Raw genomic sequence first — 20,278 nt, forward strand, 5'->3', positions numbered from 1 at the left:
ATAGGATGTGAACGTGCCTGATCACCGCCGATTGCGAGTGATCGCCGTTGCCTGCGTCGCGGCGGGCTTCGGCTTGATGTTTGCGCCGGGGCTCGTGTCGGCCCAGCCCAACTTCACTGTTCCGGGAGTCCCCACCCCCGATGTCCCGCTGCCTGGCACTGATCAGGGCACGCCGGGAACGGGCGGCGGCGGTGCCGGAATCTCACTGGGTGGCGGTATCGGCGGCGGCATCACCATCGGCGCGCCCCCGAAAACGACGACGCCACCCCCGCCAGCCACCCAGCCACCGCCGGTAACCCCGCAGTTCCCGACCAACCCGGAGGGCGAGGTCAACCCGGGTACGCCGGGAACGATTCCGGCAGGTCCAGGTACGACGGTTCCGCCGACCACCACACCAGCAGGTCCCGAGGGCACCGTCGCGCCCACATCGACTGCCACCGTGCCGCCTACGGCTGCCGGCATCGCATCTCCGGGCGAGGTTCCTCCGTCCGGGGGGATTCCGAACATTGCTCCGCCGCTGATCCCCGGCGCGGTACCGCTTGGCACCGCCGTCGCACCGATTACCGGAGCAGCACCACTGACCGATCAAGGCGTCAAGCCGGCCTCGGTGAATGGGTCGAATGCCGAAGTCGCGCAGGTCGCAGCAATGGAGTCGTTGAGCAACGGTGACATGGTTGCCGTGGCCGGTGGCGTGGGCGGAATGATGCTCGCTGGGGTACTGGCCGGCGCATTCACTTACCGTGGGGCGTCCGCACAGCAGCGTCGAATCGATTCAGCGCGCGTCCAGTTCTTCGGGAACGGTGGACGATGACGCACGGAGTTCTGGCAGGTGCCCGGTCCTATCGCCGGGTAGCGGCAGCTGTTGACGCAGTGTGTGCCGTTGCCGCAGACGCACATGCCGCCGACCTGGAGGCAGTCGTCGACGCCGTGGCGAATGAGCGGCGCCGCGTGATCGAGATCGAGGTGGCCGAATTGCCGCCGGGTCTGTGTGGTCAGCGGCGGGGCTATCACGATCGGGACGTCATCGTTCTTTCGGCGGCAGTACCGAACCGGGACTGGACGCTCGCGCACGAGTTGGGCCACGTCGTCTTCAACCATCCGGGCGTACCGGCCCGCGAGTCGTTCATGGAGGCGGACGACGATCTGATCGCCTACATGCTGAGCCAGCGCACCCACACCGTGGATCACGGAACCGACATGCTCGCCGAGTGGGAAGCGGAAACCTTCGCGAACATGCTGCTGACGCGGCTTCGCGTGATCAACCGCAATGACACCGGTGTTGCGCGGCTCCGGTTCGACGAGGCACTCGGGTGACCGCTTGGCTGGTCGCGTTGCTCGTATGGATGGCGGCGGGCGCGCGAGTCGGACGTGTGATCGTGCGTCCCGCCACCACCATCCGGCTGGCGATCGTGGTGGCCGTCATCGCTGTGGCCGCTGCGGTCACCGTGGCGATTCCGGAGGTCGCGCGGGCGATCGACAAGGCCGGGCAGGCTGAGGGCGGCGTTAACGGCGCCTCGCTCTCGGCGACGATCGGAACGTCACTCTGGGTCTGTTTCGCGGGGGCGGTCACGGCGATCGCGATCGCGGCATGGCGATTCGTCGCACAGCGGTTTCTGCGGCCGATCGCTGCCGCGACGTACGTCGCTGCGGCAATCGTCGTACTGGCGACTTTCGTCTGGTCGGTCGACATCGGCTGGATCGCTGTGGTGGCAACCGGCGCGTTCATCGTGATCACTGGGCTGCGAAATCTTGCCTGGACACCGCTCGGGCGGGGTATCGCCCTCTTCACCGCGGCCACCGCGGTCGTGGCAGTCCTCGCTGCCCTGCAAGTGGTCGATCCGCCCTCGCGTGTACCGGGAGTTGCGCCGTTCGCCACCCCGGGTTGGGCATGGTCGGCCGCGGCGTGCGTGATTGCGCTCGGGTCGGTGTGGATCCTCATCGAGGTGTGGTTCCGCGCGAAGTTGTTGTTGCGTCGGACCCGATCTCTGCACAAGTCGCTGACCGACCGGTTTCCCGAGGTTGTGATGAGCGATGGCTATCGCAGGACCACGACGGTGCTGCGGGCGTCGGACCAGGTCGCGAACATCATGGACGCGCTGTACCTGCAGTCCGGTGGCGGTATCGCACCGGCGCGGCCGAATCCGCCCCCGGAGTCGAGGAACGAGCGAGCCGCAGCGGTGGCACAGTGGGTGCGCGACCCGGAGACCGGGACGCCCCTGGATGCGAAATGGGTGACACCGCCCGACGGCGTGTCGGCTCGGCGCTGGGTGGTTGCGGTTGCCCGTGCCTATTCGGACGGGTCGTAACGCGGAGCGATTAGCTCGACGCGTCCGGCGGGACCTCCGGGAGACCCTCGCTCGCGCGCAACTTCTCCGCCATCGACGTCAGCAGACTCTGCGATTCCTCGGAGAGGTCGAAGGCGCGAGCAGACAGCCGGCGCAATCCGTAGCCCTGCAGTTGCGACAGCAGCTCGAGATCGTGCTCGATCTTGGCGGCGTAGATGTCGTTGAAGAAGTAGTCCGACTTCACCTTGAAGAACTTCGCCAGCGCGGCCACCGTCTCATCGGACGGATTGGTCCGCTGTCCAGACCGAAGCTGCGACAGGTACGGCTTCGAGATCGAATGGCCGGCAGCAGTCAGCGCGGCCGCAACTTCCGCATTCGTATGCGGCTTGCGCCCGGGCGGATGAACCGTCTCGAACAGTTTGTTCAGCCTTGCGGCGAAATCGGCCATCGTCGTCTGCCACCTCCTCGACCGCTACCTATTTCGCAAAAACTTGCGGCCACGTCACACAATAGCGGTTTGGTAACTGCAAACCTAGCACCGCGGCCGTGATTCGCGACGCACCTTTGCGTCGAAAGTGCATCACAAGGCCCAAATCGGCCCGATCAAGCTGCGATTGCAGCGATATAACCAAGAGACCGGTCGGTATGTGCTGTTTGAACTATCGAATGTTCAAATTTATATACATTTGCCACATGTTTGCCACGATTTGATAACGGAAACCTGTGCGAGACTTGGTCATTCGTCCAAATTCGGGCGTTCCACAGACAACTACGGCGGCCGGGCGGCCCGACCGAACGCACGCTCGGGGCGTGCTTTCGGGGGCCACCCGACCGCCGTCGGGGTGGTCGGATCAGATGCGCTCGATGATCGTTCCGGTCGAGAGCGCGCCACCGGCACACATCGTGATCAGGGCAGTGTTGCCGTCACGACGCTCGAGCTCGTGCAGCGCCGTGGTGATGAGGCGCGAGCCCGTGCTGCCGACGGGGTGGCCGAGCGCGAGCGCACCACCGTTGACGTTCACCTTGTCCATGTCCGGCTTGTGCACCGCGGCCCACGACAGCAGCACCGAGGCGAACGCCTCATTGACCTCGAACAGGTCGAAGTCCGACATCGCCATGCCACTGCGCTCGAGCAGTCGCTGGGTGGCCTGCACGGGGCCGTCGAGGTGGTACTCGGTCTCGGCGCCGACGAGGCACTGGGTCTTGATCCGGGCGCGCGGCTTCAGGCCGAGTGCCTTGGCGCGGTCCTCGTCCATGAGCAGCAGGGCCGCGGCGCCGTCGGAAATCTGTGACGACGAGCCGGCGGTGTGGATGCCGCCCTCGATGACGGGCTTGAGCTTGGCGATGCCTTCGAGCGTGGTGTCGCGCAGGCCCTGGTCGCGGTTGACCTCCGCCTTCTCGCCGGTCGGATTGCCGTCACCGTCGAGCACCGGAGCGGTAACCGTCAGGACCTCGCGATCGAAGCGGCCCTCGGCCCACGCCTGCTTGGCAAGCGCCTGCGAGCGCACGCCGAGCGCGTCGACGTCGTCGCGGGTGATGCCACGCCGCTTGGCGATCCGCTCGGCAGCCTCGAACTGGTTCGGCATGTCGACGTCCCACGATGCGGGGCGGGGATACCGCCGCCACCGACGTTGGCGCCCAGGCCAACTCGGCTCATGCCCTCGACGCCGCACGCGACGCCGATATCGATCGCGCCGGAAGCGATCAGACCGGCGATGAGGTGATTCGCCTGCTGCGCGGAACCGCACTGGCAGTCGATAGTGGTCGCGCCGGTCTGCCACGGCAGCCCTGCGCTCAGCCACGCCGTGCGGGTGACGTTGTTGGACTGCTCGCCGTACTGCGTCACGCAGCCGCCGATGACCTGCTCGACCAGAATCGGGTCGATTCCGGCGCGCTCGATCAGCCCCTGCTGTGCCGCGCCGAGGATCTCGGCGGCATGCAGGCCCGCCAGCCAGCCCCGGCGCTTGCCGATCGGGGTACGAGCTGCTTCTACGATGACCGGATTGCCCACAATGGGTCCTTCCTAATACTTGCGAAAATAGAACACGTTCGCCCACCGCCGGTGGGCTTACCATGCCCTTTCTTTCGACCTTCTTGCAGTTGTGATTCAATACATAATAGAACGTGTTCCACATCGCGGGCAGTCCCGAATCCCGTGATGTTCACTGCTGGAGGAGTTGCTGTGGGCAAACCCAATCTTCCCGAGGGATTCGACGTCACAGACCCCGAGGTCTACGTCGACCGGATGCCCTTCGAGGAGTACGCCGAACTGCGCAAGAGTGCGCCGATTTGGTGGAATCCGAAATCGCCCGAGGTTGGCGGTTTCCAAGACGACGGCTACTGGGTGGTCAGCAAGCACGCCGACGTCCGTGAGGTTTCCATCCGCAGCGACGTGTTCTCCACCTGGGAGAACACCGCGATTCCGCGCTTCAACGACGAGATCACGCGTGATCAGATCGAGATGCAGCGCTTTGTGCTCCTGAACAAGGACGCGCCGGAGCACACCAAGCTTCGCAAGATCGTGTCGCGTGGCTTCACCCCCCGCGCGATCAACAGCCTGACCGACGAACTGCGTGAGCGCGCGGCGAAGATCGTCCGCGAGGCAGCCGAGACCGGCTCCGGCGACTTCGTCACCCAGGTGGCCGCCGAGCTGCCGCTGCAGGCGATCGCCGAGCTCATTGGTGTTCCGCAGGAGGACCGCGCGAAGGTCTTCGACTGGTCGAACACGATGACCTCGTACGACGATCCGGAGTTCGAGGGCGCAGACCCGCTCGCCGCGTCGACCGAGCTGCTCGGCTACGCGTGGCAGATGGCCGAGAACAAGAAGGCCTGCCCGGCCGACGACATCATGACCAAGCTCATCGAGGCGGACATCGACGGCGAGGCGCTCAGCTCGGAGGAGTTCGGCTTCTTCGTGATGATGCTCGCGGTGGCCGGCAACGAGACCACTCGTAACGCCACCACCCACGGCATGCACGCCTTCCTGGAGAACCCGGAGCAGTGGGAACTCTTCAAGAAGGAGCGTCCCGCGACGACCGCCGACGAGATCATCCGTTGGGCGTCGCCGATCACCGCCTTCCAGCGCACCGCGCTCGCGGACACCGAACTCAGCGGTCAGCAGATCAAGAAGGGCGACCGCGTCGTCATGCTCTACGCATCGGCGAACTTCGACGAGGACGTGTTCGAGAACCCGACGAAGTTCGACATCACGCGTGACCCGAACCCGCACGTCTCGTTCGGTGGCACGGGTGCGCACTACTGCCTCGGCGCCAACCTGGCCCGCCTGGAGATCGACATCATCTTCAACGCGATCGCCGATGTGCTGCCCGACATCAGCATGCTCACCCCGCCGACCCGCCTGCGTTCGGGCTGGCTGAACGGCATCAAGGAGTTCAACGTCGACTACAAGACCTGCCCGGTCGCGCACTGACGCTGAGCTCGATCTGAGCTGACAAAGGGAGGCACCGGAGCGATCCGGTGCCTCCCTTACTCGTTTGGCCAGCGCTCAGCGGTGCAAAGTTTGTATGCGGGGCCGAAACTTTGCACCCATAAACACAATTTGCACTCGTTTGGCCCGTGAAGGGCGACCTGAAACGCAGAATGCGCCCACCCGAGTGAACTCGGATGGGCGCATTCGTCCGTAGAACTGCGCCCGGACTCAGGCGGGACGGGCGGTCTTCATCGCCCGGTCGACCTCCCAGAAGGCCCGGAGGTTGAGCAGCTTGCCCTCGTCGTTCACGCGGTAGGTGAACACACCCTCGGCGTCGATGATGCTGCCGCCGATCGAGGTACGGATCAGGCCGGTGAAGACGATCTCGTTGCCGCACTGGAACGAGTCATTGTGGATGAACTCGATCGAATCGGTCTTCGCGATCGCCATGTCGTAGAACCGCGCGATCGCCTCTTTGCCGTGATGGCCCTTGCCCTCGGGGTCGAAACCCGAAGGGCCGACGGGATCTTCGACGCAGCCGTCTTCGGCAAAGAGGGCCAGCCAGCCGTCCTTGTCCTTGGTTCGGGCACAGGCCTGCGAGGCGAGTGCGGCTACGCGGGCGGGATGGTCAGCGCTCATTTGATGTACTCCGCGGCAAACTTGCGCAGGGAATCCTGCTTGGCTTCCAGTGGTGCGTCGAATCCGTGGCCGTCGAAGATCCACGGGATGACGATGGCATCGGTGATGCCGGCCTCGTCCATCTCCTGATAGCCGGTCGCGCCGAACTTGTCGATGCAGACGGCCTGAATCTCGAACGGCTCATCGGCCCGGCCGTATTCGGCGCGCAGTTCGCCGAGCCGGGCCTTGGTGGCCTTGAGGTCGTCGAGCGTCATCATTGCCGAGGTCCAGCCGTCGCCGACGCGGGCCGCGCGGCGCAGCGCCACCTCGGTGTGGCCACCGACGTAGAACGGCACCTTCTCCGACGGCGCCGGGCTCATCTGCAGCCGGTCGAAGTCGAAGAACTTGCCGTGGTACTCGACCATGCCGCCGTCGAGGACGAGCTTGATGATCTCGATCATCTCGTCGACGCGGGCACCGCGCTTCGCGTACGGTGCGCCACACCACTCGAATTCCTCAGGAGCCCAGCCGATGCCGACGCCGAAGCCGAATCGGTTGTTGGTGAGGTTGGCGACCGAGCCGAGCTGCCTGGCGAGCAGCAGCGGATTGCGCGAGCCCAGCTTCAGCACGTTGGTGTAGAAGCGGATGGTCCTGGTCACCGCGGCCATGGAGGCCGCGGCGATCAAGGGGTCCACCCACGGCGTCTCCTCGTTCCACATCCGGGAGCCGTCGGGCGTGTAGGGATACTTCTCCGCCGCCGTCTCCATGTAGAACAACGAATCCGGCAGTGCGACGGAGGCAAAGCCGCATTCCTCTGCCGTTTGCGCGAGCCCGGCCAGTTGGTCGAGCGGGCTCATTGCGACGCTGAGGGTGAACTTCATCGTCTACTTTCCTTCTGCCCAGGCCGGGCGCTCGGACCCGACGACCCACATCGCGAAGTACTGCGAGCCACCGCCGTACGCGTGGCCGAGCGCCTTCTTGGCGTTCGCGACCTGATGGTCACCGGCGCGGTCCATCACCTGCATCGCGGATTCCGCGAGGCGGATCATGCCCGAGGCGCCGATGGGGTTCGATGAAAGAACGCCACCGGAAGCGTTGACCGGCAGCTTGCCACCGATCGCGGTCTCGCCGGCCTCGGTGAGCTTCCAGCCCTCACCCTCGGGCATGAAACCGAGGTTCTCGAGCCACATCGGCTCGAACCACGAGAACGGGACGTAGATCTCGGCCGCGTCGATCTCCTCGAGCGGATCCTTGATGCCTGCGGCCTCCCACAGGGCTGCGGCCGCGTCGCGGCCCGCCTGCGGGTTGACCTGGTCGCGCTCGGAGTAGGTGGTGGGCTCGGTCCGCATCGAGGTGGCGTGGATCCACGCGACCTTGCGGCCCTCGGCCTCCACCAGTGCGGCGGCTTCGGAGTTGCCGAGCACGATGGCGCATGCGCCGTCCGACGACGGGCAGGTCTCGTCGAAACGGATCGGGTCCCACAGCATCTGCGAGGACTGCACCGACTCGAGCGTGATGTCCGGCTGCTGGAGGTGCGCGTAGGGGTTCTTGGACCCGTTGAGGCGGTCCTTGACGGCCACCATCGAACCGATGTGGGTCGGTGCGTTGGAGCGTCGGATGTAGGAGCGCACGTGCGGAGCGAAGTAGCCGCCCGCGCCCGCGCCGACCGGCATGTTGAACGGAACCGGAATCGACAGCGCCCACATGGCGTTCGACTCCGACTGCTTCTCCCACGCGACCGCGAGCACCCGCTTGTGCACGCCGGCCTGCACCAGGCTGGCGGCCACGATGCCGGTGGAGGCACCGACCGAACCGGCGGTGTGCACGCGGATCAGGGGCTTGCCCGTCGCGCCGAGGGCGTCGGCCATCATCAGCTCGGGCATCATGACGCCCTCGAAGAAGTCCGGGGCCTTGCCGACAACGACAGCGTCGATGTCGTCCCAGGTGACGTTCGCGTCTGCCATGGCGCGGTCGATCGCCTCGCGGCACATACCCGACATCGAGACGTCGGTCCGCTTGGCTACGTAGTGGGTCTGGCCGGTGCCGAGCACCGCTGCCGGCTGCTTCATCGACGTCCCTCCATGACCGCGATCAGATTCTGTTGCAGCGCAGGGCCGCTCGTCGCATGCGCAAGCACGCGGTTCGCCTCGCCGGTCATGATCCGGTGCGCGGCTTCGCCGATGCGCTCGAGTCCGCCGGAGAACATCGGGTTGGCCGTGAGCGGGCCACCCGAGGGGTTGATCCGGGTGGAGCCGTCGAGGCCGATCGCCTCACGCAGGATCAGCTCCTGGTGGGTGAACGGGGCGTGCAGTTCCGCGAGGTCGAACGAGGTGTCGCCACCGGTCGCGGCCTTGGCCGCGGCGATGGTGGACGGCGAGATCGTCAGGTCACGGGCGCCGAAGTTCGGCGTGTCGATGCGATGTTCGAATCCGGTGATCCACGCGGGGTTCTCGCACAGTTCGCGAGCCTTGTCGCCGGACGCGAGGATGATCGCGGCAGCACCATCGGTGACCGGGGCGACGTCGTGGCGACGCAGCGGGTCGGCGATGAACGGCGTGTCGAGCAGCGCGTCGATGTCGACCGGGCCGTCACCCTGGTACGCGGCGGCAACCTCGGCCATCGTGCGCTGCGACCACTTGCCGGCGTCGATGCCGGCCTGGGCCTGCAGGCCGGCGATGGACAGCGAGTCCGGCCACAGCGGGGTGACGAGGTACGGGTCGAGCTGCATCGTCATGGTGCGGCGCAGCTTACCGGCGGAGGACTTGCCGAAGCCGTACACGAGCGCGGTATCGACCTCGCCGGTGATCAGCTTGACCCAGGCCTCGTACAGCGCCCATGCGGCATCCATCTCGACGTGCGATTCGTTGATCGGCGGCACAGCGCCGATCGCGTCGATGGCGGAAATGAACGAGAACGCACGTCCGGCCAGGTAGTCGGACGAACCCGAGCACCAGAATCCGATGTCGGACTTGGTGATGCCCAGTTCGGCGTAGAGCTTCTGAAAGCACGGCACGAGCATTTCCACGCCGTTGGTCGTTCCAGTGGTTTCGCGCACATGCGGTGCGTGCGCGAAACCGACGACAGCAATGTCGGTCACGGGGTGGGGCTCCCTTACAGGTGGTGTTTGAAGGTGTCGTACTCGGCGTCGGGCTCGCCGGTGGGGCGGAAGTACTCGATGTTCTCGAGTGAAGTGCCCCACTCTTCGCGCGGACGCCACTTCGCCTCGACACGCATGCCCATCCGCACCTCGGTGGCGTCGCACTCGAGGATCAGGTGCAGGAACGCGATGTCGGCGCCGTCGAGCAGCACGTAGGCCGCGATGTAGGGCGGCTTGATGCGCTGGCCGAGGAACGGGACGTTGACGATGCAGAACGTCGTGACGATGCCGCGGTCCGGCAGTTCAACCTGCTCGGTAGTCGGCTGCCCGCTGGTCGGGTTGGCGCCACGCGGCGGGATGTAGACCTTGCCGCCGGCCTCGGAGCGGCCGCCGAGCAGCTTGCCCTCGGCAAGGCCGCGCAGGTAGTAGGACTCCTCGTAGGACGCGGAGTGATCGATCTCGAGGTGCACCGGCGTGATCAGCATGGTGACCGGATCGGAATCCGTTGCGGCCGGAGTGGATTCGGCATCCTCGCCCGGCACGAAGCAAGCGATGTCGCCGATGGCGCCGATGGTCTCGTCGGCCCACTTGATGCGCACGCGCATACCGGTGCTGATGTCGTGGGGGGAGGCGACGTCGACCGCGTGCAGCATCGAGGTGTCGGCACCGTCGAGCTGGATGAGCGCCCACGCGAACGGGCGATCGAACGGCTGCCCGGGCAGCGGGTCGCGCACCCAGGTCCACGACTTCACGGTGCCAACCGACGACACCTCGACGAACTCGTCGAGCGCCGCGGCGGTGCCGGGGTCGTACTCCTGTGGCGGTACGAAGACCCGACCGTCGGACCCGCGGACGCCGACAACGCGGCGGTCCCGCAGTCCGGTGAGGAACCGGCCGATGACCGGTCCCACCGATCTGGTGTAGTCGAAGTCGAGGATCAGGGGCGCGCTTAGCGGCTTCTCCTGATCCGACCTTGCTGGCAACTCGGCCGTCGTGCTGTTCCCAAAGCTCACGACTTCGAGTAGAACAGGTTCTTATTCTGGTCGCAAGAGTCGAGGAAAGGGCGAGGTAGTGAAGCTGGGATTGCAACTCGGATATTGGATGGCGCAACCGCCGACGAATGCGGGGGAATTGGTGCGTGCCGCCGAGGAGTCCGGCTTCGATGCTGTGTTCGCCGCGGAGTCGTGGGGATCGGACGCATTCACCCCCCTCGCGTGGTGGGGCTCGAGCACCGAAAAGGTGCGTCTGGGGACGTCGGTCGCCCAACTGTCCGCACGTACTCCGACCAGCGCCGCAATGCACGCACTGACGCTCGATCACCTCAGTGGTGGCCGCGCGATCCTGGGCCTTGGTGTGTCCGGTCCGCAGGTCGTCGAGGGCTGGTACGGGCAGCCGTTCGCGAAGCCGTTGGCGCGCACTCGGGAGTACGTCTCGATCATTCGCCAGGTGCTCGCCCGCGAGTCGCACGTGCGCAACGACGGGCCGCACTACCCGCTGCCGCTGACCGGCGACAACGCCACTGGCCTGGGCAAACCGCTCAAGCCGATCACTCACCCGCTGCGCGCCGACCTGCCGATCTGGCTCGGTTCGGAGGGCCCGAAGAACGTCGCGCTCACCGCCGAGATCGCGGACGGCTGGCTCGCGATCTACTTCTCGCCGCGCCTGGCGCCGATGTACAACGAGTGGCTCGACGAGGGCTTCGCGCGTGAGGGCGCCCGGCATACCCGCGAGACTTTCGAGATCGCCGCTACCTGCCAGATCGTGATCACCGACGACCGGCAGGCCGAGATCGACCGGATGAAGCCGATTCTGGCCCTCTACGTGGGCGGAATGGGTGCAGCGGAGATGAACTTCCACGCCGATGTGTACCGCCGCATGGGCTACGAGAAGGAGGTCGCGGAGATCGGTGAGCTGTTCCGCACCGGGCGCAAGGACGAGGCCGCGAAGGCCGTGCCGGACGAGATGGTGTCCGAGACGATGATCATCGGAGACGAGGCCTACGTCCGCGAGGACATCAAGCGCTGGGAAGAGGCCGGCGTCACGATGCTTCTGCTCACTGCGCAGAACGGCGAACAGATCAGGAAACTGGCTGCCCTCGCTGAGAGTTAGAACACGTTCTAAATTTTCCGCCGTTCCCGACCGGACGCAGAGAGCCCGTCGACCCTTGTGGTTGGCGGGCTCTTGTCGTTGTGCGCGTTCGGACTGTCGGCAGCGCGCGATTCTTCGAGGCGCTGCCCTCCGGTGAAACCCTCAGCGCGCACTCTTCGGGGCCAGCGCGCACGCCCAGGCCTGTGCGGTGCCACGAAAAGGCGCGCGATGAAGGGTGGCTACGACGTGGTCGGCGCCGCCTGGACGCGGCGCACGAGGCGCACGAGTTCGCCCGCTGGCCCGTCGAGCTGCCGCGAACCGCGCCAGACCGCCCGCAGCACGCGGTCGAGGGCCAGCCCCTCCACCTCGATCACCCGCAGCTCGCCCGCCTGCACCTGCGAGACCACGGCGAGCGAGCTCACGACGGCCGGGCCGACCCCCGCGAGCACGCTGGTGCGAATCGCCGCGGCGCTGCCCAATTCGAGTAGCGGCGTGGCCCGGGTGTATTCCTGCAGCGCCAGATCCAAGGTGTTGCGCGTGCCGGACCCGGGTTCGCGTACGAGCAGACGTGTGGCGGCGAGTTCGCCGGGGGTGAGCGGCCTGCGCCGACGCGTCCACGGATGGTTAGGGTGCACGACTACCACCAGACGGTCGCTGGCCACGCGGGCGCTGTGCAACGTCGTGGGCACCGTCGGCGATTCGACGAAGCCGAGGTCGTACTCGCCGTCGTGAAGGCGTTCGAACACCACCGATGAGTTGTGCACGTGCAGGTGGATCGTGACGTCGGGGAACTGCGTCCGGAAGGTCCCGAGCCAGGTGGGCATGAGGTGCTCCGCGACGGTCATGCTCGCTCCGACGGTCAGCTGGGCCGCCCGTTCGGTCCGCAGTCCCTCGGCGACATCGAGCATGTGCCGAGTGCCGTCGAGCACCTGGCGTGCCCAGTGCGCGATGACCGTGCCCTGGGCGGTCAGCGTCGACCCGGCCGTGCTCCGCTCCAGCAGGGTCATGCCGAGCTGGCGTTCGAGTTTCTTCATGGTGCGAGTGGCGTTGGGCTGGGCAATACCGGCCTGCCGGCTCGCGGCACTGAGGCTGCCGTGGTCGTCCACGCCGACCAGCAGCTCCATCGCAGCGAACTCAGGCCACTTGTGAGCCATGCGAAAATCATATGCCCATCGCGTTCGACATATCAGATCGATATGTCGTGATGTCCAATTGACGGCTACCCGCCAGGCACTTTCTTCCCGATGCTGGACTTATGGCCAGTCGAGTGATGCTTCCCGAACCCCGCGCACTATCGGGGTCGGTTGCACCACTGCTGCCGGGCCTCGGACTGTGCGCGATCGTCACCCTTCTCGCCATGGGCGTGAACCGGGTGTTCCCGACCGCGAGCCCGCTGCTCATCGCGATCCTGGTCGGCGCCGTCCTTGCCAACATCGCGCCGATCCCGGCTCAGATCCTGCCGGGCCTGACGTTCTCGTCGAAGAAGTTGCTGCGCGTCGGTATTGCATTGCTGGGCCTGCAACTCGTCTTCTCCGACATCCTCGGCCTCGGCTGGGGCGTCATGGCACTTGTTGTCGCCGTCGTCGGCCTCGGCATCGCCGGCACCATGTTCGTCGGCCGGCTGCTCGGCCTGTCCTGGACGCAGCGCGTGCTGATCGCCTGCGGATTCTCGATCTGCGGCGCCTCGGCGATCGCGGCGGTCGACGGTGTTGTCGACGCCAAGGAGGAGGAAGTCCTCACCGGTATTGCGCTGGTCGTCGTGTTCGGTACCGCGATGATCTTCGCTGTGCCGATGCTCGCCGGGATGATCGGTCTCGACGCCGCCGAAGCCGGCATTTGGGCCGGTGGATCGATCCACGAGGTCGCCCAGGTCATCGCCGCGGGCGGCGCGATCGGCGGCAGTGCGCTCGCGGTCGCCGCAGTCGTCAAGCTCGCCCGGGTATTGATGCTCGCCCCCGTGATGGCCGTGCTCAGCGTGCGTGCGCGCCGGATGTCGGCCGACAGCGCCGACGCCAAGCACCCGCCGCTGGTGCCGCTGTTCGTGCTCGCCTTCGTCGGTTGTGCCGCGCTGCGCTCCACCGGAGTGCTGCCCGAGGCGTTGCTCGGCTACGCAAAGCTGGTGCAGACGGGCCTGCTCACCGCGGCCATGTTCGCTCTCGGCACGGCCGTGCAGGTCTCGACCCTGCGCAAGGTCGGTGGGCGCCCGCTGGTGCTCGCGGCGATCTCCACCGTCTGGGTGGCGACCATCGCGCTGGTCGGCGTACTGCTCGTCGGCTGACCCTGTCAGTCCCGCCGGGGAAGTCGCCGCTGGACCTCGAGCGCGAGACACAGTTCCGCGACCTCGCGTGGGTGCGACAGCGACCGCCCAGTGCGTTCTTCGATCCGGCGCAGCCGGTGCCGGACCGTGTTCGGATGGCAAAAGATCTGTGCCGCAGTGTCGTTCGCCGAACCGCCGGCATCGATCCAGGCGGCAAGGGTGTCGAGCAGGATGGTGCGTTCCTCTGCCGGCATCTCGTGCAGGGGCCCGAGCACCGATTCGGCGATTCGTGACATCGCTTCGGGCGCACTGACTGCGGCGAGCGCGAGCGGCGAATCGTTGAAAACGGCGACCAGGGAATCTCGCTGTGGTGTTGCCTCGATTGCCAGCCGCGCGTAGCGCAGCCCCTCTGCGGTGTCGGACAAGTCGTCGAACGGCGGACTGAGCCCGACGCGCGCCGACGCGGCCCCGTGCAGTACCTCGATCAGTGTGCGGTTCGCGTCGGGCAGGCGCGCGGACACAATTCCGATCTGCAGTTCCGGCTCGAGGCGCCACGCCGAGCGGATATCGCGGGCGTCGAGTTTGTTGCCGATCTCGGGTAGCGCGACCTTTCCGATCGCCGGAACCTGTGCCACCACAACGACATACGGTCCCTCGGTGGGCAGTCGCAAAGTGTGCGCCGCCTCCCACAGATTGTTGGCGTCGGCAATCTTCCCGGTCAGCAATGCCTCGACCAACGCCGAGCGTTCCTCTTCCCGCGCAAGGACCAGCGTCGTGACCTGGTGTCGGTAGGCCTCGGTCATCGCCTGGGTGAAATCGTCCTGCGCGATGAGGATCCGTGAAGTAGCGGCCAGGATCTTCTCCGGTGTCAGTGCCGGAATACGCTGTGCGGCAACGAGTGCCTGCTCCCACAGATAACGGAAACCGACGCGGTAGGCACCCATCACCGCGGTTAGCGGAACACCGGCGATCGCGCGTTCAGTGCCGGTGGCGCGGGCGACGGAGACGTCGATATCTCCATCGCCGCGGATGGACCGAAACACGAACGCAGAGTTGGCCCGGCAGCTGTTCACTACATCGGCGCGGTCGACGATGTTGGACGCGTAGAAATCGATATCGCGGAAGATCAGGTCGGTCATTTCTGAGGCCAACTCGTCGACGCGCGCCAGCAGGTCGGTTGCGAGTTCGACCACATGCGGGTCGATAGCCCCGTCGCCGTCGATCACGCGCTCTGCCGGACCTCCAGCCATAGACCCACGATATGCCCCGGTCGTGGGTGTGACGGGGAACATCGCGGAGCAACAACCGTTGTTCCCGCCACCATCGCGCTTCGATGCGGCGGCCGCAACCATTGAAGTATCCCCAATAACGACCGGCCCGGGAGGCCCGCATTGTCCAATCTCAGCCTGAACCTCGTCGTGTCGGCCAAGGATTTCGGCGACCGCATCGCACTGCGGTGTGACGATCGCGCGCTGACCTTCACGGAGTTCGATTCCGCTGCAGCCCGTGTGGCAACGCTGCTCGAACAGGCCGGAATCGACCCCGGAGACCGGGTGGCCGTGATGCTGCCGAATACGCCGGCATTTGCCGTCGTCTTCTACGGCATCCTGCGACGTGGCGCGGTCGCCGTTCCGATGAACCCGCTGTTCAAGGCCCGTGAGGTCGAGTTCTGCCTGGCCAACACCAGCGCAAAGGCAATGTTCGCCGCTCCCGCGTTCGCCGAGGATGCCACAGCAGGCGCCGCCGCTACCGGCACCACCTGCTGGCTCGTCGACGACGCCGCGCTCACCGAACTGATCGCCGGACTGCCGGCCCAGGACTATCCGGTCGAGCGGACCGAATCCGACACCGCAGTCATCCTGCACACCTCGGGCACCACCGGTAAGCCGAAGGGTGCCGAGCTCACGCACGGCGGCCTGGCCCGCAATGCCGACGTCACCGCTCGTACGTTGATCGAGATCGGTCCCGACGACGTCCTGATGGGCTGCCTGCCCCTGTTCCACATCTTCGGCCTTACCTGCGGACTCAACACCGCGGTCCAGATGGGCGCAGCGATGAGCCTCGTCCCGCGGTTCGATCCGCGCACGGTGCTCGAGGTCATCGAGCGGGACGCCGTCACCGTCTTCCTGGGTGTCCCGACGATGTACTCCGCGTTGCTGTCCGTGGCGCCGGAGACGACGCCCGCGGCGACCGCCACGCTGCGCGTCTGCGTGTCCGGCGGCGCATCGCTGCCGGTACAGGTGCTCAACGACTTCGAGCGGGCGTTCGATTGCGCCATTCTCGAGGGCTACGGCCTGTCCGAGACCTCGCCAGTGGCCTCGTTCAACCACCCGAACCAGCCGCGCAAGGCCGGCTCGATCGGCACCCCGGTGGAAGGCGTGCGGATGCGCGTCGTCGACGGGGACGGTGCCGAGGTGCCGACGGGCGAGCCCGGTGAGATCCAGATCGCCGGACACAACGTCATGAAGGGCTACTGGAACCTGCCCGAGGCGACCGCCGGATCGATCGATCGGGACGGCTGGTTCTCCACCGGAGACGTGGGCAAGGTCGACGAGGACGGCTTCTATTACATCGTCGACCGCAAGAAGGACATGATCATCCGGGGTGGATTCAACGTCTACCCGCGCGAGATCGAAGAGGTGTTCTACGAGCATCCCGCCGTCGCCGAAGCTGCCGTCGTCGGACTTCCACACGATTCGCTCGGCGAGGAGATCGGCGCCGCGGTCGTGCTGAAGCCCGGCGCTCAGGTGCAAACGGATGAACTCGTCGAGTTCGTCAAGGCGCGCGTCGCCGCATACAAGTACGCCCGCCACGTGTGGGTTCTGGACAGCCTGCCCAAGGGGCCGACCGGAAAAATCCTCCGCCGTGAAATCACCATTCCGACACTCGAAAGCAATTGATCATGGCTACGCAAACCAAGACACGGAAACCCGACGAACTCGCGGCCCCGCTCGACCTGCTGCTGACCACCACCTCGACTCGTGGCTTCGCCGGCCGCATGCTGCCGAACGAGTCGTGGACTCGCTTGGCCGGCAACCTGGCCAAGCAGCCGGGCACGGTCGCCGACCGCGGCGGCAAGCTCGTCCGCGAACTCGCGTCGATCGCCACTGGCGACTCGACTGTCGCACCGGCCAAGGCGGACAAGCGATTCAGCGATCCGGCCTGGACGCAGAATCCCTTCCTGCACCGCACGATGCAGGGCTATCTCGCGCTCACCGAGACGGCGAACACCCTGTTTGCCGACGCCGCGCTCGACTGGCGCGACGCGGAGAAGATGCGGTTCGTGCTCGACAACATCCTCGAGGGGCTCGCCCCAAGCAACAACCCGTTCATCAGCCCGCTGGGCTGGAAGGCGCTGATCGACACCGGCGGCATGAGCATGGTCCGCGGACTGAGCGCGTTGGTGCGGGACATGGCGTCCAAGCCGCGGGTACCCGCGATGATCGAGCCGGACGCGTTCGCGGTGGGCGAGACGGTCGCGACCACCAAGGGCTCGGTTGTCCTGCAGACCAGGGTTTTCGAACTCATCCACTACGCGCCGCAGACGCCGAAGGTCAACGCGGTTCCGCTGCTTGTGGTGCCCCCGGTGATCAACAAGTACTACATCATGGACATCGCCCCCGGCCGCAGCCAGATCGAGTACTTCCTGCAGCAGGGCCAGCAGGTGTTCAGCATCTCGTGGCGTAATCCACTTGCACGACACCGTGATTGGGATCTGGACACCTACGGCGCCGCGATCATCGAGGCGATGGATGCGGTGCAGGACATCGCCGGCACCGATAGCACCCACCTGATGGCGAGCTGCTCCGGCGGCATCATTGCCGCCATGGTCGCCGCGCACCTCGCGGCGACGGGTGCGGGCGATCGGGTTGCCGGACTGAGTCTCGCGGTGACGGTGCTGGACCAGGACCAGGCCGGATTTGCCTCCGCCGCGCTGAGCGAAAGCGGTGCGGAAAAGGCGATCCAGGCGTCCAAGTCGAAGGGCTACCTCGACGGCAAGACGATGGCCGAGGTGTTCGCTTGGTTGCGTCCCACCGACCTGGTGTGGCGGTACTGGGTGAACAACTACGTCCAGGGCCGCCCGCCCGCGGCGTTCGACGTGCTGTTCTGGAATTCCGACACCACTCGCATGACCGCCGCGCTGCACCGCGACATGGTGCGGCTGGGCATGTCCAATGCCCTGACCACGCCGGGTGCCGTGACGATGCTGGGTACCCCGATCGACCTCGCGGACGTCACCGCGGACGCCTACGTGATCGGCGGCATCGCGGACCACATCTCGCCATGGCAGGCGTGCTACCGCAGCGCGGGATTGCTTGGCAGCAAGGACAATACGTTCGTTCTGTCCACCAGCGGCCATATCGCCGCCCTGGTCAATCCGCCCGGCAACCCGCGCGCATCGTTCCGGTCCGCCCCGGTCGACGGTGACACGCCTGAGGAGTGGATGGAGCAGTCCGAGCTGAGCAAGGACTCGTGGTGGCCGCACTATGCGGCGTGGCTCGCCGACCGCAGCGGTGACCGGGTGCCTGCCCCCGCCGCACTTGGCAACGGGAAGTTCCAGCCCCTCGCGCCCGCCCCTGGCACCTACGTCCACCAGAACTGATTCATCGATACAGAGGAAAGACATCATGACAACGACGATCAACGCCCCGGCGGACCTGCTCGACTTGGTCGGGCACCAGCTCGGGACCACGGACTGGCAGGAAATCGACCAGGACCGGGTGAACCTGTTCGCCGACGCGACCGGTGACCACCAGTGGATCCACACCGACACCGAGCGTGCCGCGGCCGGTCCGTTCGGCGGCACCATCGCCCACGGCTACCTGACGCTGTCGCTGGCGCCGATGATCATCGATCAGCTTCTCCGCATCGAGAACCTCACTGCCGCACTGAACTACGGCCTGAATAAGTTGCGCTTCCCGGCGCCCGTTCCTGTGGGATCTAAGCTGCGCGCCGCGATCGATCTCGTTGCCGCCCAGGAGAAGCCGGCCGGTATCGAAGCCGTGCTGCGGCTGACCTACGAAGTCCAGGGTGGTGAACGCCCGGTGTGCATCGCCGACGTCGTCATCCTGTACCGGTGAGCACACCTGCGGTGCGCGAATTCGTTAACAACCGAAGCGAATTCGAAGAACGCCTTGTCGCGGTCGGTGGCCAGCGTATTCGGGTCAGCATCCGGCGAGGCGACGGCGGCGTGCCGCTCGTTCTGTGCAACGGCATCGGCGCCAGCCTCGAGGTGCTCGAACCGCTCGTGCACGAGCTCGACCCCGCCACGACGGTCATCCGGTTCGACGTGCCCGGCGTCGGCGCCTCGCCACAGTCCTTCGCGCCCTACGGCTTTCCGTATCTCGCATGGGTGCTGGGACGGGCCCTGACCGAACTCGGCTTCGGCGTGGTGGATGTGCTCGGCCTGTCCTGGGGCGGCGCGCTGGCGCAACAGTTCGCCTTCCAGAATCCGTGGCGTTGCCGACGGCTCGTGCTCGTCGCGACCGGAACCGGCGCGCTGATGGTGCCTGGTCACCCGCGAGTGCTCGCCAAGATGATGACACCGCGCCGCTTCTCGGATCCGCACTATGCCGCAGCGATCGCCGGAGACCTCTACGGCGGATCGGTCCGTGACAACGGTGAGGATGTCGCCCGCCTGTTCGGAAAGCAGGAGTACCCGGGTTCGCGGATCGGCTATGTCCACCAACTGATGGCGGGGTCGATTTGGACCAGCCTGTTCGCCCTCCCCGTGATCCGGCAGCGGACCCTGATCATCGCCGGCACGGACGACCCGATCATCCCGGTTGTGAACGCGCACATCATGAATCGGCTGCTGCCGCGCTCGACGCTGCACCTGCACGATGGTGGGCACGTCGATCTGGTCACCAACTCGACCGCGTTGGCGCCGGTGATCGACGAGTTCCGCCGCTCGCGCGGTCGTCGGCCCTGACGGGCCTCGAACGGCTTCGGTCCCGCCTCGTTCTGGAGGCGGGGCCGAAAGCGTCTGTGCTCGAGCGCTGTTCCTGTTGTTCGCCGTTGCGGAGTGAACGGAAGCGTTCACTCCGTCTAACGCAACATATCTTCCGTTCACACGGTGAACCCGCATTCGGTTATCCACACCGCAAATCTTGTCCACAGGGCAACGTCGAATGCCTGGTCGGCGTCGAACATTGGTCACTGCCTGGTCGCATCGTCTAACCCATGCGACGAGGAACCTGGGCCGAGAACCCACAGAGTCTGCACAAGGTCGCGCTGGACGGGGTCGTTGCAGTCGCTGCCCTCGAGACAGTGGGTGTTTCGCGGTCGACGATTTGGCGGCGGTGCGACGTCGGGCGTTGGCGCCGACTACTTCCGGGCGTCGTGATGCTGGACGCGGGTGTCCCAACGGCGCGACAACGCACGATCGCAGCATTGATCTGTGCTGGACAGGGAGCGATGCTGACTGGTCGATCCGCTTTGCGCGAGTACGGGATCAGCGAGCCGTTCACGGATGTCCATGTCCTGGTACCGGAGCGCCGACG

General features: G+C 66.2%; 18 protein-coding genes and 2 pseudogenes. 11 read left to right on the plus strand and 9 right to left on the minus strand.

Translation table 11 applies throughout. The annotated features are described in order from the left end of the window. Nucleotides 1-13: 13 nt before the first annotated feature. From A8G08_RS00940 to A8G08_RS00950, 3 genes are read left to right on the plus strand one after another with little or no spacing between them, the layout of a single operon-like run. Nucleotides 14-811 carry a hypothetical protein gene (locus A8G08_RS00940; RefSeq protein WP_157108347.1) on the plus strand — a complete coding sequence of 266 codons (798 nt, stop codon included), beginning with the start codon at nucleotides 14-16 and terminating at the stop codon, nucleotides 809-811. After that, nucleotides 808-1,314, plus strand: a complete 507-nt coding sequence (locus A8G08_RS00945) for an ImmA/IrrE family metallo-endopeptidase (protein WP_068269050.1) — start codon at nucleotides 808-810, stop codon at nucleotides 1,312-1,314. Before A8G08_RS00940 ends, A8G08_RS00945 begins: the two co-directional genes overlap by 4 nt. Beyond that, a complete protein-coding gene (locus A8G08_RS00950; RefSeq protein ID WP_084435845.1) occupies nucleotides 1,311-2,306 on the plus strand; it encodes a hypothetical protein in 996 nt (331 codons plus the stop codon). The genes A8G08_RS00945 and A8G08_RS00950 overlap by 4 nt, the downstream gene beginning before the upstream one ends. A 10-nt stretch (nucleotides 2,307-2,316) precedes the next feature. Here the strand turns inward: A8G08_RS00950 and A8G08_RS00955 are convergent, their stop codons facing one another. Together A8G08_RS00955 and A8G08_RS00960 are read right to left on the minus strand one after the other, a co-directional pair. Further along, nucleotides 2,317-2,733 carry a helix-turn-helix domain-containing protein gene (locus A8G08_RS00955; RefSeq protein WP_068269053.1) on the minus strand — a complete coding sequence of 139 codons (417 nt, stop codon included), beginning with the start codon at nucleotides 2,731-2,733 and terminating at the stop codon, nucleotides 2,317-2,319. Between the two features lie 403 nt (nucleotides 2,734-3,136). Beyond that, nucleotides 3,137-4,296: pseudogene (locus A8G08_RS00960) on the minus strand (steroid 3-ketoacyl-CoA thiolase). A 171-nt stretch (nucleotides 4,297-4,467) separates the two neighbouring features. Here A8G08_RS00960 and A8G08_RS00965 point away from each other — a divergent pair. Then, nucleotides 4,468-5,715: a cytochrome P450 gene (locus A8G08_RS00965; RefSeq protein WP_068269055.1), complete on the plus strand. Its 1,248-nt coding sequence runs from the start codon at nucleotides 4,468-4,470 to the stop codon at nucleotides 5,713-5,715. A gap of 228 nt (nucleotides 5,716-5,943) precedes the next feature. Here A8G08_RS00965 and A8G08_RS00970 read toward each other — a convergent pair whose 3' ends face one another. Genes A8G08_RS00970 through A8G08_RS00990 form a run of 5 tightly spaced genes read right to left on the minus strand, consistent with a single transcriptional unit; the run spans nucleotide 5,944 to nucleotide 10,443 of the window. Continuing rightward, complete coding sequence (locus tag A8G08_RS00970; protein ID WP_068269056.1) at nucleotides 5,944-6,354, minus strand: nuclear transport factor 2 family protein; 411 nt, start codon at nucleotides 6,352-6,354, stop codon at nucleotides 5,944-5,946. Next, a complete protein-coding gene (locus tag A8G08_RS00975; RefSeq protein WP_068269059.1) occupies nucleotides 6,351-7,214 on the minus strand; it encodes a TIGR03619 family F420-dependent LLM class oxidoreductase in 864 nt (287 codons plus the stop codon). The genes A8G08_RS00970 and A8G08_RS00975 overlap by 4 nt, the downstream gene beginning before the upstream one ends. A 3-nt stretch (nucleotides 7,215-7,217) precedes the next feature. Then, entirely contained in the window at nucleotides 7,218-8,402 is a 1,185-nt protein-coding gene (locus tag A8G08_RS00980) for a thiolase domain-containing protein (protein WP_068269060.1), read from the minus strand. Then, entirely contained in the window at nucleotides 8,399-9,430 is a 1,032-nt protein-coding gene (locus A8G08_RS00985; protein ID WP_068269061.1) for a thiolase domain-containing protein, read from the minus strand. Before A8G08_RS00985 ends, A8G08_RS00980 begins: the two co-directional genes overlap by 4 nt. 14 nt (nucleotides 9,431-9,444) lie before the next feature. Further along, nucleotides 9,445-10,443, minus strand: a complete 999-nt coding sequence (locus A8G08_RS00990; protein ID WP_245672539.1) for a Zn-ribbon domain-containing OB-fold protein — start codon at nucleotides 10,441-10,443, stop codon at nucleotides 9,445-9,447. Between the two features lie 58 nt (nucleotides 10,444-10,501). Here A8G08_RS00990 and A8G08_RS00995 point away from each other — a divergent pair, with 58 nt between their 5' ends. Then, nucleotides 10,502-11,539 carry an LLM class F420-dependent oxidoreductase gene (locus A8G08_RS00995; protein WP_068269065.1) on the plus strand — a complete coding sequence of 346 codons (1,038 nt, stop codon included), beginning with the start codon at nucleotides 10,502-10,504 and terminating at the stop codon, nucleotides 11,537-11,539. Nucleotides 11,540-11,757: 218 nt separating this feature from the next. On the opposite strand, the gene A8G08_RS01000 is transcribed toward A8G08_RS00995, so the two are convergent. Further along, nucleotides 11,758-12,672, minus strand: coding sequence for a LysR family transcriptional regulator (locus A8G08_RS01000; protein WP_068269066.1), 915 nt, complete (start codon nucleotides 12,670-12,672; stop codon nucleotides 11,758-11,760). Between the two features lie 101 nt (nucleotides 12,673-12,773). Between A8G08_RS01000 and A8G08_RS01005 the strand changes: the two genes are divergently transcribed. Beyond that, complete coding sequence (locus A8G08_RS01005; protein WP_068269071.1) at nucleotides 12,774-13,796, plus strand: YeiH family protein; 1,023 nt, start codon at nucleotides 12,774-12,776, stop codon at nucleotides 13,794-13,796. 5 nt (nucleotides 13,797-13,801) lie between these two features. Here the strand turns inward: A8G08_RS01005 and A8G08_RS01010 are convergent, their stop codons facing one another. Next, a complete protein-coding gene (locus tag A8G08_RS01010; RefSeq protein ID WP_084435846.1) occupies nucleotides 13,802-15,025 on the minus strand; it encodes a PucR family transcriptional regulator in 1,224 nt (407 codons plus the stop codon). Nucleotides 15,026-15,166: 141 nt separating this feature from the next. Between A8G08_RS01010 and A8G08_RS01015 the strand changes: the two genes are divergently transcribed. From A8G08_RS01015 to A8G08_RS27730, 5 genes and pseudogenes are all read left to right on the plus strand, one after another. Next, nucleotides 15,167-16,675 (plus strand): long-chain-fatty-acid--CoA ligase, encoded by a 1,509-nt coding sequence (locus A8G08_RS01015; RefSeq protein ID WP_068269074.1) that lies wholly within the window; start codon nucleotides 15,167-15,169, stop codon nucleotides 16,673-16,675. 2 nt (nucleotides 16,676-16,677) lie between these two features. Continuing rightward, entirely contained in the window at nucleotides 16,678-18,378 is a 1,701-nt protein-coding gene (locus A8G08_RS01020) for a PHA/PHB synthase family protein (RefSeq protein WP_068269076.1), read from the plus strand. Between the two features lie 25 nt (nucleotides 18,379-18,403). After that, a complete protein-coding gene (locus tag A8G08_RS01025; protein ID WP_068269080.1) occupies nucleotides 18,404-18,856 on the plus strand; it encodes a MaoC family dehydratase in 453 nt (150 codons plus the stop codon). After that, nucleotides 18,853-19,707, plus strand: coding sequence for a poly(3-hydroxyalkanoate) depolymerase (gene phaZ, locus A8G08_RS01030; protein ID WP_245672541.1), 855 nt, complete (start codon nucleotides 18,853-18,855; stop codon nucleotides 19,705-19,707). Before A8G08_RS01025 ends, phaZ begins: the two co-directional genes overlap by 4 nt. A 251-nt stretch (nucleotides 19,708-19,958) precedes the next feature. Further along, nucleotides 19,959-20,278 (plus strand): annotated as a pseudogene (locus tag A8G08_RS27730) (hypothetical protein); the annotation flags it as partial.

This window comes from Aldersonia kunmingensis (assembly GCF_001646865.1).
Classification (GTDB): domain Bacteria; phylum Actinomycetota; class Actinomycetes; order Mycobacteriales; family Mycobacteriaceae; genus Aldersonia; species Aldersonia kunmingensis.